The organism is Bradyrhizobium ganzhouense (assembly GCF_049949285.1).
GTDB classification, from domain to species: Bacteria; Pseudomonadota; Alphaproteobacteria; order Rhizobiales; family Xanthobacteraceae; genus Bradyrhizobium; species Bradyrhizobium ganzhouense.
This window is the reverse complement of record NZ_CP181318.1, coordinates 8,476,268-8,502,122: the sequence shown is the minus strand read 5'-3', so window position 1 is coordinate 8,502,122 and position 25,855 is coordinate 8,476,268. Positions and strand designations below refer to the sequence as shown.

Below are 25,855 nucleotides of genomic sequence, written 5' to 3'. Positions count from 1 at the left end.
CCGAAGTGAGCGATAACGTAGTTGCTGACGGCAGCGATCTCCGCGTCCGAGTACGCCGCGCTAAAGGATGGCATGGTGTCCGCGCCTCGGAGTGCGCCGAGCCTTATTCCGTCCAGCCCTCGAGAAAATCGAGCAGCAGCGTAGTCACTGTTTCGGGCTGCTCTTCCTGTGGAAGATGGCCGCAGCGATCGATTGGCGCGACTTGCAGGTTTTCGGCAATCTCACTCCAGACCGCCTTCATGTCGAACAGCTTGCCGACGGCATCGAAGTCAGCTCCCCAGATGGAGAGTACGGGGCAGGCGATCTTGATATCGGCATCGGCAAGGTCTTGTGCGATGTCCTCGGGCCCCGCCCTGTAGTCTGACAGGGCGCCCCGGACCCCTCCTTCCGCCGCATATGCCCTCACATACGTTGCGACGGCCTCGTCCGAAATGCTTTTCGGATCGTGACACCAATCGGAAAAGAAATGACGCAGCCAGATCTCCTCTCGACCGGCCAGTAAGGCCTCGGGTAGATCGGCGACCTGATGAAAAAGGAAGAACCAATATTGGCGGGCGATCCGTGCGTTCATCTCGCGTGCGACAATCCGCGTCGGCACATTGTCCATCACGACAAGTCTGTCGACCAACTCGGGGTGATCTTTTACTAGGCGTGTGGCGACACGTGCGCCGCGATCGTGACCAACTAGCGCAAACCGGCCGATTCCGACAGCCTCGGCCAGCTTGACGATGTCGTTAGCCATCGTCCTCTTATCGTAACCGGATTGAGGCTTGTCGGTCTCGCCATAGCCGCGTAAGTCGGGCGCAATCACTCGATAGCGTTGGGCGAGGGCAGGAATCTGGAAACGCCAAGCATAGCTCGTTTCCGGGAATCCATGTAGCAAGATGACAGGTGGGCCCGAGCCTGCGAAGCAGTAGTGTTGGCGAATGCCGTTGGCGACAATCGTCTCGTGGCCCACTTCATTCATCCGCACCATTGTCCCCGCTCGGCGCGCACGCCGGTTTCACGTGGTGGATCCAAAGTGGCCTGGATGTTGTTTCAAAGCCGGCCGCACTGATTGCACTATTTGGCGCCGAGTTGTACGATTGCGTCCGGAATCGACATTGAAGCGACTGTAGTTGTGACTTCCGCGCTTGCTTGGTCCTCCACGTGATCGGGCGAAAATCCAAGACATTAGGGCCGGCATGGCCCTCAATACCGACTGCGACCGTCGAAGCGGTGGAAGCAAGCAAGATAATTTTTGGTTCGCGTGATCTGGATCGCGGATTTTGGGTTGGCATACCGGCCATGGGCGGCGTCCTTTTTTATTATTCTCCTCAGCAGCGGTGAGCAGGTATGGTGCGGCTGCCATCACGTGGACTTCATCACGTCACAACGATCATCGGCGATGTACAGCAAGCCGCGGATTTCTATGCTCAAGTCTTAGGCTTGAAGCGGGTGAAAAAGACGGTCTGTTATGACGATCCAGGCAGCTATCACCTTTACTATGGGGATGGCTCGGGTGAGCCAGGCACGGTGATAAGCACTCTTGCGTGGCGATGTGTTCCAAAAGGAATGGTAGGAGTCGGCGAGGTCGTGCAAACAGCACTTCGTGTGCCTGCAGGTTCCTTTGGGTGGTGGTCGGATCGGCTCAAGACCGCGAACATCGCGTTCAGATTGGACCATTCGCCGTTCGGAGAGCCGACACTTTGCTTCGCTGATCCTGATGGAACTGCCCTTGCCCTGGTAGAGTCAAAGCAGGCTGGGCGGGAGGCAGTGAGCGCGCAAGCCGTCCAATCGGTGCTTGGACTCAACGAGGTTACTCTGAATGTTCGGGCAGAGGACGCCACGATTGACATTCTGGAAAACGTGCTTGGGTTTAAGCGGGTCTCCCAAGCAGGGGATTGCACACGATTTGTCGCACATGATGGTCCCGGAGGTGCGTTGACCTTACGGGCCATCGGCGCGTCGTCGCGCGGGCGCCTAGGAGGAGGAACGATCAGGCACGTAGCGTTTCGTGCCGCTGGTGTCGACGATCAATCGGCAATGATTCAGAAGCTTCAACGAATGTACGATATTGTCGTGACCGAGCCGATCGAGCGAACCTACCTAACCGCGATCGGTTTTCGCGCTCCGTGCGGCATTCTTTTTGAGATCGCAACGGATGGGCCCGGTTTCGAGGTCGATGAGTCGCGCGATCGCCTCGGGGAAAGGCTCAAGTTGCCGGCCTTTCTCGAGAAGCGTCGGTCCGAACTGCAGAGTATTCTGCCTCCGCTCTCTTAAGCCTGTTGCCGCTACTTGCCTTCTGGTTGCAAGATTACGGGCAGCTTCTCCGCGATGAACTCTACGAAGGCGGCGGTCGTTGGACAAGATGGTCCGGTGGGCCAGAGCGCCGATACTACTCTTCTGTTCTCTGTCTCGGCGTCGAGCAAGGTCACCAATTCACCGGAGGCGACATACCGACGCGCCCAGAACTCCGGTATGCAGGCGATACCTTCTCCCTGAAGGCAAGCCGACAGCAGCATTGCGTTGTGATCGGCAACAAGACGCGTTAGCAGGCGCTCGCTACGCCGAACGAAGTCTTCCCCCAGTGGCCAAGGATACAGTTTTCCTGTCGAGGAATTCTGGGTCCTAAGGCACGAATGGTCCGCGAGATCATCGAGGCAACTCGGCTGCGGTCGAGTGGCAAGGTATGCGGAGGAAGCTACCAAGACGAGCCGGAATGATCCAATCTTGCGGGATCGAAGCCTGGAATCCGTAAGGTGTCCGATTCGCAGGGTGGCCTCGAATCCTTCTTCGATCAGGTCGACATTGCGGTTGCTGTAGCTAAGCTCAAGATCGACGTCCGGGAAGCGCGTCATGAACTCCACGAAAACGGCGTTCCAAGAGTCACTGACCATCGGGACGCTGACTCGCAACCGTCCGTTCGGGCCGTCACGGACCGCGGCGAGGTCGGCCTCTGCGGCCGCTATCTCGCTCATGATCGCGCGACAGCGCTCGAGAAAGCGTGTTCCTTCGGCCGTGAGGCTGATGCTTCGCGTATTACGGTGAAAGAGGCGGACTCCCAACCTTTCTTCGAGGCGCACGATCGTCTTGCCGATCGATGAAGCGGTTTGGCCCATCGCCCTCCCAGCCGCAACATAGCTGCCGGAGTCGGCCACTTGAACGAAAACGGAAATACCAGCGATTTTGTCCATTGCGGAAAATATGTCCGTGAAAAACGTCCGTCGGAGCCGGTTCTCTTGGCTTGATGAACTCGATAACATGTTACACGCCCGCCGAAATCCAGACGAGCATCAATGATTGAAGATGCCGACACCAATTTCGATGGCTTTTTTGGCCGTCGCCTTGCCATTCACCTTGGAATGGAAGGGGGCTGCGTCCTGGAGATTAACCGGCAGGGAAGGCTTGCACTCGCCGTGACGCGGCTAACTTGTGCCCGATTTGTTCGTGAGCGCACTGCGCCGTTTCCCTCCGAGCCAGCATACAGCATTCTCCATCAGCTCGGGGATCTTGACAGGCATTCGTGCTGGCTCGGTGGTCAGCAGCGGTATTCCGGATCTTTCCACGCCGGAACGGTTAGCGTTATCGACCTCCGCGACAATCCGGTGTGCGAGTTTAGGGGACCCTTCGACGCCATCCAGTACTACGTGCCGCACCGTGCACTTGACGATTTTGCCTATGAGAATGGCGCGAAGCCGGTCTCGGCATTGCGGTGGCCCCGAGATCGTCGCGATCCCTATCTCTCTGCGCTTTCAAGTGTGCTCTTGAACTCCTTGGAGGAAGAACGCGCGAACAATCACCTTTTTATCGATCAGCTTGGGTTAAGCTTGCTCGCTCACTTTGCCCAAGCTTATGGGAATCTTCGTTCAAGTGAGGGAATTCAGGACGGCGGGGGCCTGGCGCCATGGCAAGAACGTCGTGCCAAGGAGATCATGAGCGTCCGCCTCGCCAGCAGCTTGACGATTGCTGACGTCGCGGCCGAGTGCAAGTTGACGCCGAGCCATTTCGCCCGTTCTTTCCGGCGCAGTACCGGTGTTGCGCCTCACGAGTACCTCTCTCGATTGCGGATCGAGGAAGCCAAGCGGCTAATGACAACTACCGAGCTCCCGTTGGCGGATGTCGCGCTGATCTGTGGCTTCAGTGACCAGAGCTACTTTACGAGGGTCTTCTCCCGTAGCGTCGGAACGAGCCCTGGCGCGTGGCGTCGAGCTCGTTCCGAGGGTTGAGGTCACTCGCTCAGGTCGGATGGATCATGTCGCGCGCGTAGGCGAGTCCGATACCATATCCACCGCCGTGTAGCTCCACGATTGCTCTTGCGCGGTCGTAGGTCTCTCGGCGAGTCCAATCCCGCTGTAGCTCCAATAAGACCTGGACCCAAGACGTCAGTCGGGCACCGGCCGTTTCCATCCGGCGAAGCGCCAGCTCATGGCCCGCAGGTGTGAGGCCTCCGCAAGCGTCGCCGACGACGTACACCTCGAGCCCGTGTGCCAGTGCGGACAGCACCGTAAAGCTGACGCATGCTTCCGTCAGCAATCCTGAAACAATGAGGCGTCGACGACCCGTAGCCAGGATTGCCCCTCGGGCGGTGTCGTCCTCCCAGACATTCATACTGCGGCGGTCGATGGCCACCACGCCTGGAAGGGCCGCGCTGAGTGCCGGCATCAGAGGCCCGCTGTACACTTTCGTCGCGGACGTCGAGGCAACGACCGGTAGGTTGAATGCCATTGCAGTCTTGGCTAGGGCGACGACATTGTTTAGCAGGATTTGTCGGCCGCTCGATTCCACGCCGAACGCAAGCCCGGCTTGTTGATCGGCAAAGAGAAGCGCACAATCCTTTGGTTCAAGGAGCTGCAGGGTGCTATCTGCCATCTTACGCTCCTATCGTCCGGATTTCAGCAGTTCGAGAAGGTCGGCATTGAGCTGATCCGCATGCGTGGTTGCGGTAGCGTGTGGTGCTCCCGAATAGACCTTGAGCTTGGCTGACTTAATCAGCTCGGCCGCAAGCTTTCCAGTGTATTGAATCGGAACGACCTGATCGTCGTCGCCGTGAACGACGAGTGTGGGGACGTCGATCTTCGCCATGTCAGGCCGAAAATCGGTCTCGGAGAATGCTGTCACGCAGTCGATCGTCGCCTTGATGGACGCTTGCAGTCCGATTTGTAGCGTCTGCTTGAACACTCCCTGGGAGACCTTAGTGCCGTGATTCGTGCCGTAGAACAGTGGGTTGAAATCGTCTAGGAATTGCGGTCGATCCTTAACGAGTCCGGCCTTAATGCCGTCGAAGACGGCTCTGTCGACGCCATCGTGATCCGCGGTCTTGCCGAACAAGGGAGTCACGGCGCTAACCAGTGCCAATTTCGACACTCGCGAGGAGCCGTGTCGGGTGATGTAGCGTACGATATCGCCGCCCCCCATCGAGAAGCCGACGAGGGTGACGTCCGTCAGATCGAGATGCTTGATCAGTTCGGCGATGTCGTCCGCGAATGTGTCGTAGTCGTAGCCGCTCCAAGGCTGCCCCGATCGACCGAAGCCACGACGATCGAACGCAACAGCCCGATAGCCCTGGGCGGCGAAGAACAGCATCTGGGCGTCCCACATGTCCGCGCTGAGCGGCCAGCCATGGCTGAACAGTATCGGCTTCCCGCTGCCCCAGTCCTTGAAGTAGAGCTCGGTCCCATCCCGCAGTATCAGCCGCGACATTGATAACTCCTTGTTGTGAGCACGAACGGTGCCGATGCCACTCCTGCGCTCGGCCGTCTGCCGTCAAGCTCGCGGATGGAACGTGGCCTGGCTTGGACGTTGTCGATGTCCTTTGTACGTCTTCACGCTTGCGGGAGTGCGATTCGCGAACGCAGAGGTTTGCAGCCTCGTGCCGGAACCGCCGAGGATGGTTTGTCGCACGCCGGGCTTGATCGTGAGTTCGTCCAAGTAGCGACGAGGTTGTTCAAGCATGTGACGCGGGCAGTGGTCATACAGGAGGGCGTACGACGTAGGCTGTCATTCGCCCCGGCCGGAGATCGTCAATTCAAGGAGAAATCTCGATGTCCAAACTCGATATGCTCACGCCCCAAAACAGCGCCATTGCACTCATCGACTTTCAACCGGCCATGTTTCAAGGTGTTCAATCGCATGACCGCCTGGTGACGATCAACAACGTTCAGATTCTCGCAAAGGCTGCCAAACTTTTCAAAGTTCCGACGGTGTTGAGTACGGTCGCGGCGGAATCCTTCTCCGGTCCCTTCATACCAGAGGTGACCAGCGTGTTTCCGAATCACGACATCATCGATCGCACCTCGATGAATTCCTGGCTCGATGCGAATTTCCGAAAGGCGGTGGCGGCCACCGGTCGCAAGAAATTCGTGTTGGCCGGTCTTTGGACGGAAGCGTGCGTGCTTTTCCCGACGTTAGACATGCTCAAGGAGGGCTACGAGATTTACGTAGCGGCCGATGCTTGCGGCGATCTTTCGCTTGAAGCCCATAATCGCGCAATGGAGCGCGTCATCCAGGCTGGTGCGGTTCCAATAACCTCTTCGCAATACGCCTACGAGCTTCAACAGGACTGGGCGCGCAGTGAGACCTACGAAGGGATGATGGACATCCAGCGCGCGCATTCACCCTACGGTGTCCAGATTCGCTTCTCGAAGTGGGCGCTCGGCGAGCATGCGTCGGAGGCCGGCTAGGTCGGCTAGTTTCTTTCCGTCCTCCGGGAGGGCTGCGATGAAGATCTATATTCTGTCCCTTGGCGCCGGCCTGTTGGTCGGCGTCGTCTACAGCCTCCTGAATGTTCGTTCGCCCGCACCTCCTCTGGTGGCTCTGGTCGGTCTGCTCGGCATCCTCGTCGGCGAGCAGATCGTTCCGGTCGCCAGGCAGATCGTCGTCGGCGAGGGCATTGCCGCCGCATGGCGGCAGGCGAAGTGCGCGCCTCACATGTTCGGCCTGCTGCCGGGGCGGCACGCCGAGGAAGTCAAGACAACCACAGATGTTGCGGAGAAGGCGTCATGAGCGCTCCTGATACGATTCTTCATCGCGGCCTATTTACCACGCTCGACCGTTCCAATCCGGTCGCGAGCGCCGTCGCCATCAAGGACGGACGCTTCACGGCGGTCGGCCATGACCACGACGTGATGAAGCTGGCCGGACCATCGACCAAGGTGATCGATCTGAAAGGACGGCGCGTCCTGCCCGGGTTGATCGACAATCATCTGCACATCATTCGCGGCGGGCTCAACTTCAACATGGAGCTGCGCTGGGACGGCGTGTGGTCGCTCGCCGACGCGATGGCCATGCTGCGGAAGCAGGTGGCGATCACGCCGCCGCCGCAATGGGTGCGCGTCGTCGGCGGATTCACCGAGCATCAGTTCGCCGAGCGGCGCCTGCCGACGATCGACGAGCTCAATGCCGCAGCCCCCGATACGCCGGTCTTCATCCTCCATCTCTACGACCGCGCGATACTCAATGCCGCGGCGCTGCGCGCCGTCGGCTACACCAAGGATACGCCCGAGCCTCCGGGCGGTGAGATCACGCGCGATGCAAAGGGCAACCCGACCGGGCTCCTGCTTGCCAAGCCGAACGCCAACATCCTCTATGCCACGCTGGCAAAAGGGCCGAAGCTGCCGTTCGATTACCAGGTCAATTCGACCCGCCACTTCATGCGCGAGCTGAATCGGCTCGGCGTCACCGGCGCCATCGACGCGGGCGGCGGCTTCCAGAATTATCCGGAGGACTATGCGGTCATCCAGAAGCTCTCGGACGAGGGGCAGCTCACGATCCGCCTAGCCTACAACCTCTTTACCCAGAAGCCGAAGGGTGAAAAGGACGATTTCCTGAACTGGACCAAGACCTCCAAATACCAGCAGGGCACCGACTATTTCCGCCACAACGGTGCCGGTGAGATGCTGGTGTTTTCGGCCGCTGACTTCGAGGATTTCCGCGTCGCGCGCCCGGACATGCCGCCGGAGATGGAGGGCGAACTCGAGGGCGTCGTGCGCATCCTCGCCCAGAACAGATGGCCGTGGCGGCTGCACGCGACCTATGACGAGACGATCTCGCGCGCGCTCGACGTGTTCGAGAAGGTCAACCAGGACATGCCGCTGGACGGCCTGCACTGGTTCTTCGATCACGCCGAGACCATCTCCGACCAGTCGATCGATCGCATCGCCGCGCTCGGCGGCGGCATCGCCGTGCAGCATCGCATGGCCTATCAGGGTGAGTATTTCGTCGAGCGCTATGGTTACGGTGCCGCCGAAGCGACGCCACCTGTGAAGAAGATGCTCGACAAGGGCGTCAAGGTGTCCGCGGGTACCGACGCGACCCGGGTCGCATCCTACAATCCCTGGGTCTCGCTCGCGTGGCTCGTGACCGGTATGACGGTGGGGGGATTGCGCCTTACTCCGCAGCGCAATTGCCTGGATCGCGAGACGGCGCTGCGGATGTGGACCGAGAATGTCACCTGGTTCTCGAATGAAGAAGGCAAGAAGGGCCGTATCCAGGTCGGGCAGCTCGCCGATCTGATCGTTCCGGATCGGGACTATTTCTCGTGCAGTGACGCCGAGATCGCCGATACGGCGAGCGACCTCACGGTGGTCGGCGGCCGCATTGTCTATGGCGCCGGAGACTTCAAGACGCTCGATACCAACGCGCCGCCGCCGGCCATGCCGGATTGGTCGCCGGTGCGCAGTTTTGGCGGGTACGGCAATTGGGTCGGATCGGACGGCAAGGCCAAGGCGATCCGATCGCAAGCCATGCAGATGTGTGGCTGCTCCAGCGCCTGCGGCGTGCACGGCCATGATCATGCTAGCGCGTGGTCGGCCAAGCTGCCGATCGCCGACCTCAAATCGTTCTGGGGGGCGCTCGGTTGCGCCTGCTGGGCGGTGTGAGATGGATGCGAGGACCGGCACGCCGCGCTGGATCGCAGCGATCCTGTCCTGGCCGTGGCTGCTGCCGACGGCCAGGGTCGCGCTGGTCTCGCCTTACCTGATCGGTGGCATCCAGAAGCTCGCCGATTTTCCTGCGGCGGTCGCAGAGCAGGCGCATTTCGGTCTGCAGCCGGCATGGCTGTGGGCCGCGGCAGCGATCGTCGTCGAGCTTGGCGGCTCCCTGCTGGTCGTCGCCAACCGGCTCGTCTGGCTTGGCGCCGGCGGACTCGGCGTGTTGACTTTCGTGGCGATGCTGACGGCGAACGCATTTTGGCTGTCCACAGGCCACGAACGGTTCATGGCGATCAATGCGTTCTTCGAACATCTCGGCCTGATCGCTGGTCTTGTCATCGTGACGATCTGCGCTGAAAAGACGCAACCTCGTCGAATCAGCGAATTCTAGTCCAATCTCGCTCAAGGAGTTGTCCATGAAACGGCTATCGGCATCGATCCTGCTCTTGTCGGTTGCGGCTCTTGCCGTAGCGGCGCCAGCGGTCGCCAGGGATGCGGGAAAGGCCGGCAGGGAAATGGTTGCGGTGGCGCCGCAATACGATACGACGCATGTCTATGTCGCACCTGATGACGTGGACAAGTTCGTGTCGAGCTTCCTTGCGACTTTCGGCGGCCAGAGCACCAAGCAGGTGGTTGCAACGGTCACGCCCACGCCGAGCAGCACGACCTCGCAGCTGCTTCAGACACCGGTCGGCACGGTCTCGCTGTTCGGCTTCAAGACGCCGGTGCCGTATCCCTTCGGCGCCGAACGGAACGGATATCTGGTCAGCGACATGGACGTTGCGATCAAGGCCGCCCGTGCGGCGGGCGCCGATTTGACCGTCGCGACCTTTCCGGATCCGATCGGGCGCGACGCCGTGATCCAGTGGCCGGGCGGCGTCAACATGCAGATCTACTGGCACACGGCCAAGCCGAATTATGCCGCCTTCGAGAAGATCCCGGAGAACCGGGTGTATGTTTCGGCCGACAGGGCGAATGATTTTGTGCGGAGTTTCGTTACCTTCTCGCACGGGAAGGTCGTGTCGCAGACCGCGAAGGCTCCCGGGATCGAGATCGGCAAGACGGGACAGACTTACAGGAGGATTCGCATCGAATCGGCATTCGGCAAGATGGTCGTTCTTGTGACCGACGGTCAGCTGCCCTATCCCTACGGCCGCGAGACGACAGGCTACGAAGTGGCGGATCTCGGCGCGACGCTTGCGAAGGCGAAGACGGCGGGAGCGACCGTCCTCGTCGAGCCGTACACGTCCGACGGGAGGTCCGCGGCGATCGTGCAGTTCCCGGGCGGCTACGTCGCCGAAATCCACGCGGCTGTACCGAAGTAGGAACCGAGATGGTGGCCGCCTCGTCACGATTGCTTTTACAACGAGGATGCGTGGCGGCCGCCTTCTGGCTGATGGCGGCACCGCGATTGGCGCTCGCGGACGATCAGACGTCCGTGCCGCAACGTCCTGCCATCTTGTTCAACCGATGGCAGGAGGACTGGTCGGTGCTCGCCGACCCACGCGTCCCGCGCCAGCCGTTTGACGAATTCAAGTATATTCCGCTGTCCGATGTCGATCCGTACACCTATCTCTCGTTCGGTGCGAACACGCGCGCGCGGTTCGAAAGCAACAATGCGGCCGGCTTCGGGACGGGTGCAAACCGCAACCAGGACTACGTGATCAACCGCAACGAATTCCATGCCGACCTGCGCATTGCCAATCAGGTACAGGCGTTTGTGCAGTTTCAGAGCGACTTCGCGCCCTGGAAGACAATGCTGTCGCCAGTCGACCGGAACCAGCTCGATCTCGAGCAGGCGTTCATTGCTCTGACAGAGCCCGTCGGCGGTGGAACGTTGAAGCTGCGTCTCGGCCGTCAACAGTTTTCGCTCGACCTCGCGCGCTTTGTTTCGGTGCGTGACGGTCCCAACGTCCGGCAATCCTACGATGCCGCGTGGCTCGACTACGAGAACGGACCCTGGCGGTTCATCACCTTCTACAGCCACCCTGTGCAGACCCGGGACAACCAGGTCTTCGACGACTACAGCAGCAGCAAGCAGACGTTTGGCGGCGTCAGGCTGGAGCGCCAGCTGTCGGACATGAGCATCAACGGCTACTATGCCCACTTCACACAGGCCGACGTGCGCTTTCCGAACGCCGCGGGCAACGAGCGGCGAGACGTCTTCGATATCCATTTGAGCGGCAAGCCCGGTCATTTCGATTGGGATGTTGAAGCGATGTACCAGACGGGACAAATCGGCAGCAGGCCGATTGAGGCCTGGGCTTTCGGGTCGCTCGCCGGTTACACCCTGGCCGATATCAACTGGACTCCGAGGCTTGGCATCCAGGTGGACGCCTCGTCGGGCGATGGCAACGCACCGGGGCGCGCGTTCGGAACCTTTAATCCGCTTTTTCCCAACGGCTACTACGTGACGCTGGCGGGCTACACCGGATACGTCAACTTCATTCACGTCAAGCCTTCGCTGACGCTGCATCCGTCGTCGTCCGTGAAGATCACCCTCGCGGCAGCTGCACAGTGGCGCCAGAACACGGCCGACGCCGTCTACGCCCAGCCCGACATACCGATTCCCAACACGGCGGGGCGGCCCGGTGCTTATACCGGCGCCTATGGCCAGGCTCGCGTCGACTGGACCATCGACCGCTCAACGTCATTTGCAGTCGAGGCCGTGCACTTTGCGATCGGCGATGCGCTGCGCCATGCCGGCGCACACGATTCCAACTACATCGGCGTTGAGATAAAGCGGGGATGGTGAGGCGCCGACCGGAACAAGAGGCGGCCCGCCTTGTCGAGCGTTGACCGAAGCTGCAGACTTCGCTGTCGACGTTGCCATCCGCCGGCTCCGGTGGACGGGTCCCGTGACCATCTGAGCGTCGAGCTTCCGGTAGGCTGTACATGTCAAAGACCATTTCCATTCTTGCTCTCCTGATGAGCCTCAACGCCGGCTTCGTCGATACCGCCGGCTTTCTCGCGCTTCAGGGGCTCTTCACGGCGCACGTGACCGGCAACTTCGTTACGTTCGGTGCCGCGATTGTGCTCGGAACGTCCGGTGCGCTGGCCAAGCTTCTCGCGCTTCCAGTCTTCTGCGTCGTCGTGATCGTGACGAGAATGTTCAGCTTCTATCTCCCCGCCATGGGACTGCCGATCTTCCGATCGATGCTGACCCTCAAGGTACTGCTGCTCGCCGTCGGCGGTGCCGCAGCCGTCTATTTCGGGCCGTTCGTGCAAGGGGACAGTTGGCAGGCGATTGTCACCGGGATGCTGCTCGTTGCCGCAATGGCCATTCAGAATGCAGCGCATCGTATCCATATGGGATCGGATCCGCCGAGCACCCTGATGACGGGAACGACCACCCAGATCATGATCGATGTCGCCGATGTTCTCAGGTCTGCACCTGCTCCGGTTCTGGTCGCTGCCAGGCCCCGCCTGAGCAAGATGACGGCAAGCGTGATCGCGTTCGCGTTGGGGTGCGCGGCGGGTGCCTGCCTCTATGCCAAGCTTGGTACCTGGTGCTTCGTCCTGCCCCCGTTCATCGCGTTGCCGGCCGTGTTCCTCGCGGAGTCCGATCCCCTCCCACAGAAGACGACTTAAGGCGCACGATGAGTCCAGCCGAGACCTTCCAGACCATCCTGCTGCTTCTGATGATTGCCGTCGTGCTCGACACGGTGGCCCGCCGTCTGCGTCTGCCGTCCGCGTCTGTGTTGGTGCTGGCCGGCATCGCTCTAGCTCTGGTACCCGGACTTCCCGAAGTGGAGTTCGATCCGGACTTCGTCATGGTGCTGTTTCTGCCGCCGCTTCTGCTTTCGGGCGCCTACTTCACGGTATGGCCGGATTTCCGGGCGAATCTGAGGATCATCCTCCAGTTGGCCGTCGGGGCTGTCGTTGTGACGACGCTGCTGGTCGGGGTCGTCACGCATTTCTTCTTCCCGGCATTGCCCTGGGCCGCGTGCTTTGCACTCGGTGCGATCATTTCACCGCCGGACGCCGTGGCTGCCCGGGCGGTGCTGGACCACATTGACGTTCCACCCCGCATTTCCGTTCTCCTCGAGGGCGAAAGCCTGATCAACGACGCCTCGGGCCTCGTTCTGTTTCGCTTCGCCGTCGCGGCGGCGCTGACCGGCGCCTTCAGCGCGGGAGGCGCCGTGGCAAGCTTTGTCTACGTCTCAGCCGTCGGCACCGGGATCGGACTTGCGCTCGGCTGGATCTGCGCGTTCGTCGCGGGCCGACTGACCGATGCCCGGCTCGCCGTGGTCTGGACATTCCTGTCGGCCTGGGCCGCCTATCTGTTCGCGGACAGCCTGCATGTCTCGGGTGTGCTATCGACGGTCGCGTGTGGGCTCGTCCTTGGGCGTTTGCAGCACGGGACCTTGAGCGCGGCCTCCCGCGTCCAGGCGTTGTCGGTCTGGTCCGTCGTGACGTTCGTGATGGAGGCGTTGGTCTTCGTCCTGGTCGGGCTGGCGCTTCGCGGCGTTCTGCACCGGTTCGGCTCGGATTGGGGAGCGGTAAGTGCGCTCGTGCCCGCGGCCGCAACGATCTTTGCAGTGCTCGTGCTCGCGCGGTTCGCCTGGATTTTCCCGACGGCCTACATTCCGAGGGCGTTGATCCCCTCGCTCCGTGCGCGGGATCCCTATCCACCGTTTGCCGTTCCGCTCGTGATGAGCTGGGCCGGAATGCGCGGAGTTGTTAGTCTGGCCGCCGCGCTGTCGTTGCCGGAGCAGTTTCCTGGCCGGGATATCATCCTCTTCGTGACCTTTTGCGTCGTGGCCGCGACCATCGTTGCGCTTGGATTGACGCTCGGTCCGGTGGCGAAGACGCTGGCGGGGAAGGAATTCCTGCTCCATGGCGAGGAGACGCTGTCCGAAGCGACGGTGCGGGCCGAGATCGCGCGAGCCCAGTTCGACGCCGTCAGCGCACATTCTCTCGGAGCCGAAGGCAGGCATCACCACCCGCGGCTCGTCGAGCAGTACGGCCATCGCCTCGCAGTGGCCGAGGATCACGCCCTTGCCAAGGGAGCCCATGGAGAGCGCAGACTTCAGCACTATGGTGCCGTATTGATCGCGGTGAAGGCAGGCCGCGAGAAGCTTCTGGAGCTCTTCGATTCAGGCCGCATCCACGACAACGTGATGCAGAGGTTGGAGAGTGAGCTGGACCAGGAGGAGCTGTTTGCGGCTCGGGTGATCGAGGCGGCCGAAGACGATTGAAGTTGGCGTCTTGGAGGACCAACTACGTCCTTGCTTGCCCTCGCAGCCTGTCAAGCAATGCCTTTGCTCGACGGAAAGGGACGGATCGAGGAGGCCAAGCGCCTGATGACAACCACCAAGCTGCCGCTGGCGGATATCGCGCTGATCTGCGGGTTTGGTGACCAGAGTTACTTCACCAGGATATTCTCTCGCAGCATCGGAACGAGCCCTGGCGCGTGGCGGCGAGCGCGTTCAGAGGGGTGAGGACGGCCTCACACGAAATGCGCGCCCAGCTCCCGGCCAGATGCGGCGATGATCGCTCCCGCCTGCATTCGCTCTTGTCTGTAGCTTTGAAGTGCATCGCCGAGAGATGCCGATGAGAGGTGCTTTCGCAGCGCAATCGCATCCCCCGCCGCCTTTGCTATTCCCATTCCGGTGTGCGGTCGCACCACGAATGCCGCGTCTCCGACAAGGGCAATTCGTCGCGAGGTCATTCGCTTTGTTTCGTAGTCGAAGATGCCCTGCACGAACGGGCTGACCGTCGCTTCTATGGCGGCCGCCAGTGGGCGAGGCATGAGTTGCCTCGCCTCGTCGATGAGCGTTTCGCGGGCTCGTTCGGAAACTGCGCCCGGCGGGAGCGAGTACGGGTGGATGCTGCCGTCGAGGTCCGTGAGCACGTCGTCCCGCGCGGCCGATCCGACAGCTGGGCGATACCATACCCAATTGTATCTTCGGCGGCCGATCTCTGTCTCGCCGTTCGGACCGGGCACCAGGAATCCGATCACATGGGAGCGCGGCATCCGGAAATAGGCGAAGCGCTCGAGCAGGGCATCGGCGGCAAAGCCCGGCAAAGCAAGCTCCGGAAGCAGGCCGCGCCACCCGACATATCCGGCGTACGCGTTGGTGGCTTCCGGGCCGTCGACCGCGGCGCGCACGGCGGATGCTATTCCATCAGCGCCAACGACGACGTCCGCAGCCGCCTCACTTCCATCGGCGAACCGAAGAACAACCTGGTCGGCCTCCTCGACAATGGATGCGACCTTCCGATCGAGCGCGTATCGGTCGCCGGTCATCCGCTGTCGAAAGACCCGATAGATGGAATCCCACGATAGCTGCATTTGAGGCGCCATCTTCTGATCGATGGTAGTGCCTTCATCGCTGAACACGATGCGTTCCCGCGCAATGACCCCGACGCGTGCCACGTGTTCGCATCCGGCAGCGCGCAGAATGGCAAACGTCTCGCGCTTGCCGAGCAGCCCGGCTCCCCGCCCTTCGAGCCCGTGGCGCGATCTTTCATAGACCGAGACGTCGTGCCCATCTTCCGCGAGCAGCGTCGCTACGAACAGCCCTGCAAGCGAACCGCCGACGATTGCTACTCGCATCCCATGCTCCGTGTGATGTCCTCAGTCGGGCCTCGATGCGTGGCGTCACTCCTTGCCATGAGCTGCATGCAAAGTTCGCCACGACCAGATGCTGGGCAGTTGCAACAGGAGGCCGCCGGCCGCGAGCACGGCGCCATAGATGCACACGCCGGGCCAGGAAAAGTGCCCATAGGCCCAGCTCGAGCCCAGCGAGCCGAGCGACCCGCCGATGAACATGACTGTCATGAAAACGGTGTTGAGCCGGCTGCGTGCCTCAGGGCGTAGTGCAAAGATGATGTGCTGATTGGACACAAGCGCGCAGTTCACCCCGATGTCGAGCAGGATCACGCCGACAACCAGCCCAGCGATCTTGTCCCAGATGGCAAAACTGAACCAGGACGCGAGCGTTATTGCGGCGCCGATCGCCACGACGAGATGCGGCCCTCGCTTATCGGCGATGCGGCCGGCAAGAGGCGCGGCAAATATGCCCGCCGCGCCGATCACGCCGAACAATCCGGCCACCTCGGGACCGAGCCGAAGCGGAGGCTCCTGCAAGTGGAGCGACAGCATGGTCCAGAACGCAATGAACGAGGCGAACAGCATGGCCTGTGTCGCAGCCGCCAACCGCAGGGCCGGCTCCTCGACGAGCAGATGAACGAGCGAGCGCAGGGCGGCGATGTATGGGATGCTCTGCGTCGGATGGTGACGTGGGAGGGTGGTGCGCATCAGGGCAGCCGCCACGAGTGCTAACGGCACGCCGAGCCAGAACATCTCGCGCCATCCGAAATGGGCTCCGACGAAGCCGGCGACGGTACGGCTGAGAAGGATGCCGCACAGGATGCCGCTGACGACCGTGCCGACTACGGCGCCTCTCGATCGCGCGTCGGCGAGGATTGCCGCGAACGGGACGATCTGCTGCGCTACGGTCGCCGACAGGCCGAGTATCAGGGACGCGGCCATCAGCGCCGTCGTGGTCGGAGCGATCGCGGCAAAGGCAAGTGCTGCGGCCAGAACGACGAACTGAGCCGCGATGATGCTTCGCCGCTCGGCGAGATCACCGAGGGGAACGAGGAGGACCAGTCCGATCGCATAGCCGAACTGGGTCGCCGTCGGCACCAGCCCGATCATCGAGGATCCCGGGTAACTCGCTTCGATGAGTCCCAGGAGGGGCTGGTTGTAGTAGATGTTTGCAACCGCGATGCCGGCGCAGGCGGCCATCGCGAACACTTTTCCCCGGCCGAGCCCCGCGGCCTCTCCCGTCATGGATGTTGAAGTCGACATCACTCCGGTCCTTTCGTTGGTCCGCGCGTGAACCCATGCATCGCGCATCCGTCATGAGACGCCGCCTGCGGCGACAGGCGCTGGAATTGCCACGAAATCGAGGGCGGAGGCGCCACGGCTTACCCACGCTTGACTACAGGCGTCACCCAAGATATTTATCGTTCGATAAATATCAAGGGATGGGAAGTTGAATATGGGCAGCCCCTTTGTCTGGCCGGAAGCGCCCGCGCAATGGCCGCAGGCTCTACGAGAGGAATTCATTGCGAAGCGCGGAGATGGTCGCGTTGGTAGCGTTCTCGTGTCGCAGACAGAGCGGGTTCGTGTTTGGCACCTTACGCTCCAGCCGGGCGAGCGTATTGGATTCCATACGCATGTTTTGGATTATTTCTGGACGGCGATGACACCGGGCAAGGCGCGCTCGCATTACGGTGACGGCGAGATCCGCGAAGTCAGCTACAAGTCCGGCGACACCCAGCACCATACATATGGCCTGGGCGAATTCATGGTCCATGATCTCGAGAACATCGGTGATACACCGCTGGTTTTCGCCACGGTAGAATTCCTGGAAAGCTCGAACAAGCCGCTTTCGCTCGAGTAGAAGAAGGGCTGAGCGGAGCAGGCATGAGTCGGGCCCGTGGCGTCGCGCTCCGTCAGTTCTTTTCGAGAATGTACAGGCCCGCATTGTAATCGGTCGCGTAGATCAACCTGGCGGCGTCGACAAAGACGTCGCTCGATTGGATCACGCCGGGGCGATTGGGGCGTCCGACCGGACGCGTGTTGCGCGCATGGTCCGGCCGGATGTCCCGGTAGTCGACTTGCCTTTGCTACCTTAGAAAATGGTCGGCTGCGGTATCGCGCAGCAACTGCTGATGGTCATGCGCGGCGACGCTATGCACTTGCGTGAGGACAGCGCCCAGTTCGCGGCCTCGCGCGACGACGCGGTCCCCGATCGGCTTTCGGACGTCATTGAAGGCCTTTAGCCCGGCTCGGATGTCGTCGCCCGCAGCGGCGAGTGAGTCCGCGAGGCATTTCGCATCCGCCGCGCCTTTGGTGACGCCCAAGCCGACATGGGGACGGCCGACGAAGGCTGCATCTCCGATCAGGGCGATGCGGCCGTACACCATGGTCGGAGAGGCGAGGTCGTAGATCGGCGTAAAGAACGCGGATTTGACGGCACGCAAAACGTTCAACATCGGCGTGCACATGAAATTCTCGGCGGCATCCCTCATCTCGCGTACCACTTCGGCCCTGACGAGCGGCGGCGGAATGGAGATGTCGTGCGCGCGGCCGCTCTCGTCGGTGAGCATTTGGCCGAGCCGCGATGGGTCCGTGTTCCGATACCAGACGAAATTGTAGCGGCGCTTGCCGGGCGTCAGGTCGTTGTCGGGGCCCGCGATCGGATAGCCGATCACTTCGTGTCCGGGCGCAACGAAGAAGGTGAACTTGTCGAAAACAGCCTTGTGGGTCTCCGGGTCGAGATCGGCTTCATCGACCAGCGCGCGCCATATCACATAGCCCGCGTAGATCGGCTGAACGGCTGGCGCAAGGTGATTGCGTGCCGTCGAGCGAAAGCCGTCCGCGGCAATGAGCAGATCGGCGCGCTCGACGTGGCCATTTTGGAAGCGAACGGTGACACCGTCGTCGTCCTGGGCAAAATCCGCCAGATTGTGGTTGAGGTGATAGGATCCTTGCGGCTGCACCTCGCGGCAAAGGTTTTGCAAACGATCCCACGAGGTTACGATCTGCGGATGGCGGTGCCGCTCGATCACGCGTCCGTCGTCGTCAAACAGCACGCGGTCTTCCACGTAGACGCCGAGGTCGGCGATGCCCGCACCGCTCTCGACGAGGATGTCCTGCAATTCCTTGTGGCTGACGATACCGGCGCCGCGCCCTTTCAGCTCTACGTCGGAACGCTCGAATATATCGACGGTCCAGCCGGCCTTCCGCAGCAGGGCCGCGGCAAATAATCCGGAAATCGAACCTCCGACGACAACGGCTTTCTTGCTGGCCTTCATGCCCATGGTCGTTGCTCCCGTTAGTTATCGATCGATAAATAACGGACCGAAGCTCTCCGAGTCAAGCCGTCGATTCCTAGCGCCGCCTGGCAATGACGGCCGGCATTCCCTTAAGGAGGCTGTCCACGCTTGCCTCGATGAACGCGGGCACGTCGAGGTGAACCGGAACGCCGTAAGCGAACCGGCGGACACCGTAATAGAAAATGCCGCCGTGAAACTCCCAATAGAGCTCGAGTTCCTGGCCGCTGATGGGGCCGCTCCTGGCGAGGCCGTTCTCGGCACGGATCTCGGCGCACACCCGTCGGTGGACCCGTTCCTCGACGAACTTGATGTACCAGCGGTTGAGATCGAGCGCCTTCAGTCCTGCGAACAGGAAGATCCGCATCCACTTCGGATGAAAGATCACGTCGGTATAGCTGTTGTAGAATTCGATCAGCCGATCCCGGAGCGGGCGCGAGCGGTCCTCGAGGAGATGCTCCCACTCGATGCGCCATCGCGACAGGAAGACCTCGCCATAGACGGCCTGAAGAAGATCGTCCTTGTTTGGAAAATAACGGAAAATCAGCGGTTGTGTGACGCCGAGCCGGGCGGCGAGGGGCCGGGTGCCCGCGTCGAAGCCCACCTCCGCGAAGTACTCGATCGCCTCCTCGACGATCAGCCTCTTGCGCTCATCAGGCGAGAGCCTGGCGCCGCGCGCCGGCTTTGCGCCAGAACGCGCCGTCTGGGCCGGCTTCGCCTTCCTCGTTCTTTTGCCGGCCTTGGCCCGAGCTGATGAGCTTTCGGGATTGGTCACGCACTGTTCCTCTCGGCTGGAGTCGGCGCCAGAATGCCAGTTTAGCCGCGCACTGAGAAGCATCGCGCAGCGGCAGGTCTCGATCGCGCGACGCGATCCGATCGGCAGTGCAATAGCACGGTCGGTCGGGCAACGGGTCTCCCGCCCCGAAAATAATCCGAAAAAACTTGCGCCGGATCAAAGACAAAACGATCCGGTTGACTCTTGCGCGAATTTATCGTTTGCTAATTTATAATTGATCGATCGATAAATAAAACACCGACCAGGGTCCACAAGGAGGCATCTGTGACACCTCATTTCCGTTCAGGCGGCCTGAGCCGCCGTTCCGCTCTCAAGCTCGCCGCCGGTGCGATGCTGATCTCCGCGTTCCCGCGGCGGGTGACCGCCCAGTCGGCGCCGATCCGAGTGGGCTTTCCCGTGCCGCTGACCGGTCCGTACGGCTCCGAGGCCGCCGATCAGGTTCGCTGCGCCCAGCTCGCCATCGAGAACTTCAACAAGGCGGGTGGCCTGAACGGTCGTCTGGCCGAGCTCCTGGTGAGGGACGACAAGCTCAATCCCGCCGAGGCGGTCAGCCGAACCCTCGAGCTGATCGAAAAGGACAAGGTCGACATGATCGTCGGGTCGCTCTCGGGCGCAGTGCAGCTCGCGGTCAATGATGCGTGCAAGGCGCGAGGCGTGGTCTACAATGCGCTCAGCCTTTCGGATCGGATCAACGAGGCGTCGGACTTCGGCCCGACGACCTATCATGAGGGAATGGCGCCCCACTTCTCCGTTGGCGCGCTGGGGAGCTACGTCTTCGCGAACATGGGCAAGAAAGTCGCCTATCTCATCGCTGACTATGAATTTGGCTATGAGATGCGGCGCGCGTTCCAGGTGGTCGGGGACCGGATGGGGGTGCAAGTCGTCGCCGAAGTGAAGCATCCGCTCGGCACCCAGGACTTCAGTAGTCTGTTCCCGCGGATCCTCAGCGCGAAACCCGACATCCTGTGTGTGCTCAATTTCGGCCGTGATCAGCTCAATGCGCTGAAGCAGGCCAACGAGTTCGGCCTCAAGGACCGGATGAAGATCGTCGTCGGCGCGCTGTCCAGCACGCAGAGAATCGCCGGCGGCGCGGAGGCCTATGCCGACGTGGTTGGCGCGTCCAACTACTATTGGGCGGCCGAAGATACGTTTGCGTCCTCGAAGGCCTTCAATGCGGCCTATGCCGCCAAGCATAACGGCGGCGTCCCGTCCGACTACGGCAGCTACGGTTACGGCGGCGTCCGCTCGATGCTCGAATTGGCGCGAAAGGCGGGGTCCGTCGAACCCGCCGCGCTTGCCGCCGCCGTGGGCACGGGCTTCGACTTTGATCTCTACAAAGGTCCGCAGCGAATCAGGGGCTGCGACCATCAGTCGATGCAGTCGGTGTTCATCCTGAAATCGAAGCCCGAGGCCGCGATGAAGAGCCAGAATGACACGTTCGAGATCGTCTCCGTCTCCAAGGCGGACGAGAGCATGCTGCGAAGCTGCGCCGAACTCGGCCACAAGAGCTAACCGCAAGGGGGTGGTCGATGGCTGATGTCTCCCTCGGGCTCCTGGAGCTTCAGATTCTGACTGGCCTGGCGCTGGGCTGCATCTTCGTGCTCGTCGCGGCCGGGCTGACGCTGATCTTCGGGCTTCTCAACGTCGTCAATTTCGCACACGGCGCGTTCTACGCGGCGGGAGCCTATCTCGGCGTGTTCGCCTTCGGCTTGACTGGGAATTTCTGGCTGTCGCTCGTGGCCGTTCCGCTCGGAATGGCCGTCCTTGGAATGGCCGTTGAGAAGTTCCTGCTGCGGCCATTGTATGGGCGAGATCCCAGCTATCCGCTGCTTGCCACCTTTGGCGTCGGGTACGTCCTGGTGGAATTGATCCGCATCCTGTTCGGCACCGACGGCGTTCCGTTTAGCGCGCCGAGCGCTCTGCGCGGAAGCCTCCTGCTCGGCGACATATCCTTCCCGCGGTACCGGATCTTCGTCATGCTTGCGACCGCCACGCTGCTGACGGTGCTGTGGCTGTTCCTCGAAAAGACCTCCTATGGCCTGATTGTGCGGGCCGGCGCGAAAAATCCCGAAATCGTCGAAGTGCTCGGGGTCGACACGTCCAAGGTCTGGCTCATCGTGTTCGCGATCGGCACAGCGGTCGCCGGTCTCGCCGGATTTCTTGCCGCCCCGATGCGCGGCGTGATCCCCGAGATGGGTGTCAATGTGCTGATCGAAGCCTTCGTGGTCACGGTCGTCGGCGGAATGGGATCGCTGGCCGGAGCGGTGATCGCGGGCCTTGCGATGGGGATCATCATCAGCGTCACCTCGTTCTTTGCCGCGGATTTCTCCAGCGTGGTGATGTTTGCGATCATGGCCGTTGTGTTGCTGGTGCGGCCGCAGGGGCTGTTCGGCCGATTGGATGTCGTGAAGTGAAGCCGATTGCCATGCAGAGCCGGAACGACGAAGCGTCCGATGCCAGCCGTCAGTGGTCGTTCCTGAAATGGTTGGAGCGCCATCGCGTGCTGACATCTGCGGCGGTGCTCGCCGTGTTGCCGGCAGTGGCTCCCCATCCGGCACTCGCGATCAGCGTCCTCATCTACGGACTGTTCGCGACCGGCTTCAACTTGCTGTTCGGCTATACCGGGCTGCTCTCGCTGGGGCACGCCGCGTTCTTCGGCGCGGGCGCCTATGGCTGCGGCCTCGCCATCGTTGCGCTTCACCTGCCCTGGTATGCGGCGCTACTTGGCGGCATCATCCTTGCCGTCATCGCGGGTGCGATCATTGGCGGCCTCGCGATCCGCACCAGCGGCGTCTATTTCGGCATGGTGACGCTGGCGCTGGCGCAATGCCTGTATTTCCTGTTCTATCAATGGACGTCGGTCACCGGGGGCGAGAGCGGCCTGCGCGGCGTGTCGGTTCCGACGATCGATATCGGATCGTTCCAGATATCCCTGCTGAACCCCCTTTCGAAGTTTTACTTCCTCCTGTTCTTCGTCGTCATCGCTCTCGCCGTTTTCTCGCGCATCCTCGAATCGCCGTTCGGCGCTGTGATCGAAGGCATTCGAGAGAACGAGAACAGGGCGAGGGCATCCGGATACGCCCTGCGGTCGACGAAATGGTTGAGCTTCGTGCTGTCGGCGGCGTTCTGTGGCCTGGCGGGTGCGCTCAATACGATCCATCTCGGCATCGTTTCAATCGATGCCCTGTTCTACACAACCTCGGGCACGGTCGTGATGATGGCGCTGCTCGGCGGCATGGGTACGTATTTCGGACCGTTCATCGGCGCCGCGCTGTTCCTGCTGCTCGAAGACCTGACGTCCGCCTGGACGTCGCATTGGCAATTGATCGCCGGAATCATCTTCATCGCATGCGTGCGTTTCTTCCCTGCCGGCGTTTGGGGAACGGTTCTGGAAAGGATCCGGAAGTGAACGACGGTATCGTCCTCAGCGCGGAAAACGTTACGCTACGCTATGGCAGCTTCACGGCCCTGGAGGATGTCTCGGTCGCCTTCCGCGCGGGCGAGCTCACCTCCATCATCGGTCCGAACGGCGCCGGCAAGAGCAGCTTCTTTAATGTCATTTCGGGTGCCCGAACGCCGAGCACCGGGCGCGTCGTCTATGACGGGCGCGACATCACCGGGTTACCCCAGCACCGCTACGTCCATGCCGGGATATCGAAGTCGTTCCAGATCACCAACGTGTTCCCGGCGCTGACCGCACATGAGAATGTGAGGCTGGCGGCGCAGGCAATGGTCGGGGGCAGGAACTTCTGGTCGAAGCGATCGGCTCTGACGGCCACCGACGATACGGCGGCACAACTGCTGAAGGAGGTCGGTCTCGCCGGCGAGGGACGTCGGCGCGCGTCCGAACTCGCCCACGGCCAGCAGCGGGCGTTGGAAATCGCGATGGCGCTTGCCTGTTCTCCCCGCCTGCTTCTGATGGACGAGCCGACCGCCGGGATGAGCCCCGAGGAGACCAGGGACATGGTCTCGCTGATCGAGCGCCTTGCAGAGACCAAGACGGTTGTCCTCGTCGAGCACAAGATGAAGCTGGTGCTCGGCATCAGCCGGCGAATCATCGTTCTCCATCATGGCAGGCTGCTTGCCGACGGCTCGCCCGACGACGTGCGCAACGACCAGGAAGTGAAGCGGGTCTATCTAGGGCAGGAGGCGCATTGATGCTGACCGTAAACGGTCTCAATGCCTGGTACGGACGCAGCCATGTGATCCAGGACGTGACGTTCGAGGTCGACCGTGGCGAGATCGTCACGCTGCTCGGCCGCAACGGCGCCGGCAAGACGACGACCCTGCGCGCGATCATGGGGCTCATCGCCAAGCGTACCGGATCGGTCCACTTCAAGGGCAGCGAGATTCTTCCCCGGCCGACGTGGAGGCGCTTCAGCGACGGGTTGGCCTATGTTCCCGAACAGCGTGGCATCGTCCCGGGGCTGACCGTGCTCGAAAATCTTCGGCTGGGGCTGGTTGCGGCTCGGCCGAAATTGGACGAGCACGAGGTGATTGATCGCATCGCCGCGACGTTTCCGCGACTCAAGCAGCGATTGAGCCAGGAGGCCGTCACCTTGTCCGGCGGCGAGCAGCAGATGCTCGCGATCGCGCGCGCAATGGCGTCCGGGCCGTCACTGGTGATGCTCGACGAGCCTTCCGAGGGGATCATGCCGGTCCTCGTGAAGGAGATGTTCGACTACTTTGCACAACTTCGCGATCAGGGGACGACCATCCTCCTGGTCGAGCAGAATGTCGAACTCGCGCTCAGAATTTCCGATCGCGCCTACATCATCGATCAAGGCAGGATCGTGCATGAAGGCCGCGCCGACAGCTTGTTGGCCGACCAGGCCATTCAGGAAAAGTATTGCTCGGTGTAATAGTCTCGGATCGTGAGATCGTTCAAGCGCCGCACAAAATGCACAAGATCACGCCGGCGATCCCCTGATATTGCGCTTCCTTCGAGGAGGCGAAGTCGTGAAGCCTAGAACCGTAGTGCTCGTGCTTGCAGCCGTTGTTGCATTCGGGGGCGCATTGGCGCTTTCATATGCCTGGGAATCTCCGATCGCTCCGATCGTTCCCTCGTCGGCGAAGACCGAGGACGCCGCGCTCGTGCGTCGCGGAGCCGCGCTCGCGCTGCTCGGAGACTGTACCACCTGTCATTCCGCGCCTGGCGGAGCGCAATTCGCCGGCGGTCTTGCGATGCCGACGCCGTTCGGGACGATCTACTCCACCAACATCACGCCCGACCCTGATACGGGCATCGGCCGATGGTCGGAGCAAGCCTTCGTCCGCGCTCTTCGATCGGGCGTGGATCGCGAGGGCCGCCATCTCTACCCGGCCTTCCCCTACGATCATTTTACGCACGTCACGGACGACGATGCGAAGGCGCTTTATGCCTTCTTCATGTCGCTTGATCCGATCAAGTCGTCGACGCCGCCCAATGAGTTTCCGTTCCCTCTCAACGTTCGTATGACGCTGGCCGGCTGGAAGTTGCTGTTCTTGCGGCGAGAGCGTTTCGTTCCGGACGCTTCGAAGGACGAGAAGTGGAATAGAGGAAAGTATTTGGTCGACGGGCTCGGGCATTGCGGCTCTTGCCACTCGCCCCGCAACCTGTTGGGCGCGGAACGGACATCGGCCACTTTCCAGGGGGGTGAAGCCGAGGGCTGGCGCGCCTATGCGCTGGGTCCGAGCTCGCCGTCGCCGGTGCCGTGGGACGAAGCGGCGCTGATGGAATATCTTTCGCGCGGCTCGCATGCCAAGCATGGGACAGCTCAGGGGCCCATGGCGAACGTGGTCGACAATCTGTCAATGGTTGACCCCGAGGACGTGAGCGCAATGGCCTATTATCTTGCCTCGCTCGGCAACGGCAAAGCGCATGGCGAGGTGAAGGCGTCGAACTCTTCAGGGCCTGGGCGTCTGCCGCAGGTGGCCGGAGCTCACGCCGCGACACCGTCGATGCCGTCCGACCCTGGCGGAGCGATCTACACCGCCGCTTGCGCGTCGTGCCACGAAGGCGACAGGTCGCTGCCGCTGGGCGGGGCGCGACTTGGTTTCTCCACCGCCGTTGCGGACGAGACGCCCGCTAATCTGATCAATCTCGTGTTGCGGGGAATACCGGCGGCCGGCGGTGCTGCCACGCGCCCCATCATGCCCGGCTTTGCCGACGTTCTTGGTGACGAGCAGATCGCCGGTCTAGCCAACTATCTCCGCACCCAGCTTGGCGGAAAGAAGCCGTGGGATGGGATCGCAAAGGCGACGGCGGAAGCAAGGGCCAATCGGTGAGTCGGACTGGACAGCAAAGATCCGATGA

Annotated in this window: 26 protein-coding genes; 18 read left to right on the top strand and 8 right to left on the bottom strand. The window is 61.7% G+C overall.

Features of this window, described 5'->3' with window-relative positions:
• Nucleotides 1-103: 103 nt before the first annotated feature.
• Nucleotides 104-976, bottom strand: coding sequence for an alpha/beta fold hydrolase (locus ACLFLU_RS39520; protein ID WP_426410027.1), 873 nt, complete (start codon nucleotides 974-976; stop codon nucleotides 104-106).
• A 359-nt stretch (nucleotides 977-1,335) separates the two neighbouring features.
• Between ACLFLU_RS39520 and ACLFLU_RS39515 the strand changes: the two genes are divergently transcribed.
• Nucleotides 1,336-2,262: a ring-cleaving dioxygenase gene (locus ACLFLU_RS39515; RefSeq protein ID WP_426410026.1), complete on the top strand. Its 927-nt coding sequence runs from the start codon at nucleotides 1,336-1,338 to the stop codon at nucleotides 2,260-2,262.
• 11 nt (nucleotides 2,263-2,273) lie between these two features.
• Here the strand turns inward: ACLFLU_RS39515 and ACLFLU_RS39510 are convergent, their stop codons facing one another.
• Nucleotides 2,274-3,176 carry a LysR family transcriptional regulator gene (locus ACLFLU_RS39510; RefSeq protein ID WP_426410025.1) on the bottom strand — a complete coding sequence of 301 codons (903 nt, stop codon included), beginning with the start codon at nucleotides 3,174-3,176 and terminating at the stop codon, nucleotides 2,274-2,276.
• 102 nt (nucleotides 3,177-3,278) lie between these two features.
• Between ACLFLU_RS39510 and ACLFLU_RS39505 the strand changes: the two genes are divergently transcribed.
• On the top strand, nucleotides 3,279-4,208 hold the full coding sequence (locus tag ACLFLU_RS39505) for a helix-turn-helix domain-containing protein (RefSeq protein WP_426410024.1): 930 nt from the start codon (nucleotides 3,279-3,281) through the stop codon (nucleotides 4,206-4,208).
• Nucleotides 4,209-4,218: 10 nt separating this feature from the next.
• Here the strand turns inward: ACLFLU_RS39505 and ACLFLU_RS39500 are convergent, their stop codons facing one another.
• Both ACLFLU_RS39500 and ACLFLU_RS39495 read right to left on the bottom strand, forming a co-directional pair.
• Nucleotides 4,219-4,851 (bottom strand): hydrolase, encoded by a 633-nt coding sequence (locus tag ACLFLU_RS39500; protein WP_426410023.1) that lies wholly within the window; start codon nucleotides 4,849-4,851, stop codon nucleotides 4,219-4,221.
• 9 nt (nucleotides 4,852-4,860) lie between these two features.
• Nucleotides 4,861-5,682 (bottom strand): alpha/beta fold hydrolase, encoded by an 822-nt coding sequence (locus tag ACLFLU_RS39495; RefSeq protein WP_426410022.1) that lies wholly within the window; start codon nucleotides 5,680-5,682, stop codon nucleotides 4,861-4,863.
• 341 nt (nucleotides 5,683-6,023) lie between these two features.
• Between ACLFLU_RS39495 and ACLFLU_RS39490 the strand changes: the two genes are divergently transcribed.
• From ACLFLU_RS39490 to ACLFLU_RS39450, 9 genes are all read left to right on the top strand, one after another.
• A complete protein-coding gene (locus ACLFLU_RS39490; protein WP_426410021.1) occupies nucleotides 6,024-6,662 on the top strand; it encodes a hydrolase in 639 nt (212 codons plus the stop codon).
• A 37-nt stretch (nucleotides 6,663-6,699) separates the two neighbouring features.
• A complete protein-coding gene (locus ACLFLU_RS39485) occupies nucleotides 6,700-6,984 on the top strand; it encodes a XapX domain-containing protein (RefSeq protein ID WP_426410020.1) in 285 nt (94 codons plus the stop codon).
• Nucleotides 6,981-8,858, top strand: a complete 1,878-nt coding sequence (locus ACLFLU_RS39480) for an amidohydrolase (RefSeq protein WP_426410019.1) — start codon at nucleotides 6,981-6,983, stop codon at nucleotides 8,856-8,858. The genes ACLFLU_RS39485 and ACLFLU_RS39480 overlap by 4 nt, the downstream gene beginning before the upstream one ends.
• Nucleotide 8,859: 1 nt before the next feature.
• Nucleotides 8,860-9,300, top strand: coding sequence for a DoxX family protein (locus tag ACLFLU_RS39475; protein WP_426410018.1), 441 nt, complete (start codon nucleotides 8,860-8,862; stop codon nucleotides 9,298-9,300).
• Between the two features lie 25 nt (nucleotides 9,301-9,325).
• On the top strand, nucleotides 9,326-10,234 hold the full coding sequence (locus ACLFLU_RS39470; RefSeq protein ID WP_426410017.1) for a glyoxalase: 909 nt from the start codon (nucleotides 9,326-9,328) through the stop codon (nucleotides 10,232-10,234).
• Between the two features lie 8 nt (nucleotides 10,235-10,242).
• Nucleotides 10,243-11,664 (top strand): alginate export family protein, encoded by a 1,422-nt coding sequence (locus ACLFLU_RS39465; RefSeq protein WP_426410016.1) that lies wholly within the window; start codon nucleotides 10,243-10,245, stop codon nucleotides 11,662-11,664.
• A gap of 140 nt (nucleotides 11,665-11,804) precedes the next feature.
• Nucleotides 11,805-12,500, top strand: a complete 696-nt coding sequence (locus ACLFLU_RS39460; protein ID WP_426410015.1) for a YoaK family protein — start codon at nucleotides 11,805-11,807, stop codon at nucleotides 12,498-12,500.
• Between the two features lie 8 nt (nucleotides 12,501-12,508).
• Nucleotides 12,509-14,110, top strand: coding sequence for a Na+/H+ antiporter (locus ACLFLU_RS39455; protein WP_426410014.1), 1,602 nt, complete (start codon nucleotides 12,509-12,511; stop codon nucleotides 14,108-14,110).
• A gap of 57 nt (nucleotides 14,111-14,167) precedes the next feature.
• Nucleotides 14,168-14,353, top strand: coding sequence for a helix-turn-helix domain-containing protein (locus ACLFLU_RS39450; protein WP_426410013.1), 186 nt, complete (start codon nucleotides 14,168-14,170; stop codon nucleotides 14,351-14,353).
• Nucleotides 14,354-14,361: 8 nt separating this feature from the next.
• Here ACLFLU_RS39450 and ACLFLU_RS39445 read toward each other — a convergent pair whose 3' ends face one another.
• Both ACLFLU_RS39445 and ACLFLU_RS39440 read right to left on the bottom strand, forming a co-directional pair.
• Nucleotides 14,362-15,471: an FAD-dependent monooxygenase gene (locus ACLFLU_RS39445; RefSeq protein WP_426410012.1), complete on the bottom strand. Its 1,110-nt coding sequence runs from the start codon at nucleotides 15,469-15,471 to the stop codon at nucleotides 14,362-14,364.
• A gap of 45 nt (nucleotides 15,472-15,516) precedes the next feature.
• Nucleotides 15,517-16,731, bottom strand: coding sequence for an MFS transporter (locus ACLFLU_RS39440; RefSeq protein WP_426410011.1), 1,215 nt, complete (start codon nucleotides 16,729-16,731; stop codon nucleotides 15,517-15,519).
• Nucleotides 16,732-16,924: 193 nt separating this feature from the next.
• Between ACLFLU_RS39440 and ACLFLU_RS39435 the strand changes: the two genes are divergently transcribed.
• Nucleotides 16,925-17,329: a hypothetical protein gene (locus ACLFLU_RS39435; protein ID WP_426414170.1), complete on the top strand. Its 405-nt coding sequence runs from the start codon at nucleotides 16,925-16,927 to the stop codon at nucleotides 17,327-17,329.
• A 226-nt stretch (nucleotides 17,330-17,555) separates the two neighbouring features.
• Here the strand turns inward: ACLFLU_RS39435 and ACLFLU_RS39430 are convergent, their stop codons facing one another.
• Nucleotides 17,556-18,752 carry an FAD binding domain-containing protein gene (locus ACLFLU_RS39430; RefSeq protein ID WP_426410010.1) on the bottom strand — a complete coding sequence of 399 codons (1,197 nt, stop codon included), beginning with the start codon at nucleotides 18,750-18,752 and terminating at the stop codon, nucleotides 17,556-17,558.
• 70 nt (nucleotides 18,753-18,822) lie between these two features.
• Nucleotides 18,823-19,539 carry a TetR/AcrR family transcriptional regulator gene (locus ACLFLU_RS39425; RefSeq protein WP_426410009.1) on the bottom strand — a complete coding sequence of 239 codons (717 nt, stop codon included), beginning with the start codon at nucleotides 19,537-19,539 and terminating at the stop codon, nucleotides 18,823-18,825.
• Nucleotides 19,540-19,824: 285 nt separating this feature from the next.
• On the opposite strand from ACLFLU_RS39425, the gene ACLFLU_RS39420 reads away from it, so the two are divergent.
• The 6 genes from ACLFLU_RS39420 (at nucleotide 19,825) to ACLFLU_RS39395 (ending at nucleotide 25,827) form a co-directional block, all read left to right on the top strand.
• A complete protein-coding gene (locus tag ACLFLU_RS39420) occupies nucleotides 19,825-21,072 on the top strand; it encodes an ABC transporter substrate-binding protein (protein ID WP_426410008.1) in 1,248 nt (415 codons plus the stop codon).
• Nucleotides 21,073-21,089: 17 nt separating this feature from the next.
• A complete protein-coding gene (locus ACLFLU_RS39415; RefSeq protein WP_426410007.1) occupies nucleotides 21,090-21,974 on the top strand; it encodes a branched-chain amino acid ABC transporter permease in 885 nt (294 codons plus the stop codon).
• A complete protein-coding gene (locus ACLFLU_RS39410) occupies nucleotides 21,971-22,969 on the top strand; it encodes a branched-chain amino acid ABC transporter permease (RefSeq protein WP_426410006.1) in 999 nt (332 codons plus the stop codon). The genes ACLFLU_RS39415 and ACLFLU_RS39410 overlap by 4 nt, the downstream gene beginning before the upstream one ends.
• Entirely contained in the window at nucleotides 22,966-23,718 is a 753-nt protein-coding gene (locus ACLFLU_RS39405) for an ABC transporter ATP-binding protein (protein ID WP_426410005.1), read from the top strand. Before ACLFLU_RS39410 ends, ACLFLU_RS39405 begins: the two co-directional genes overlap by 4 nt.
• Nucleotides 23,718-24,422, top strand: coding sequence for an ABC transporter ATP-binding protein (locus ACLFLU_RS39400; protein WP_426410004.1), 705 nt, complete (start codon nucleotides 23,718-23,720; stop codon nucleotides 24,420-24,422). The genes ACLFLU_RS39405 and ACLFLU_RS39400 overlap by 1 nt, the downstream gene beginning before the upstream one ends.
• 97 nt (nucleotides 24,423-24,519) lie before the next feature.
• Nucleotides 24,520-25,827, top strand: a complete 1,308-nt coding sequence (locus ACLFLU_RS39395; protein ID WP_426410003.1) for a c-type cytochrome — start codon at nucleotides 24,520-24,522, stop codon at nucleotides 25,825-25,827.
• Nucleotides 25,828-25,855: the final 28 nt, after the last annotated feature.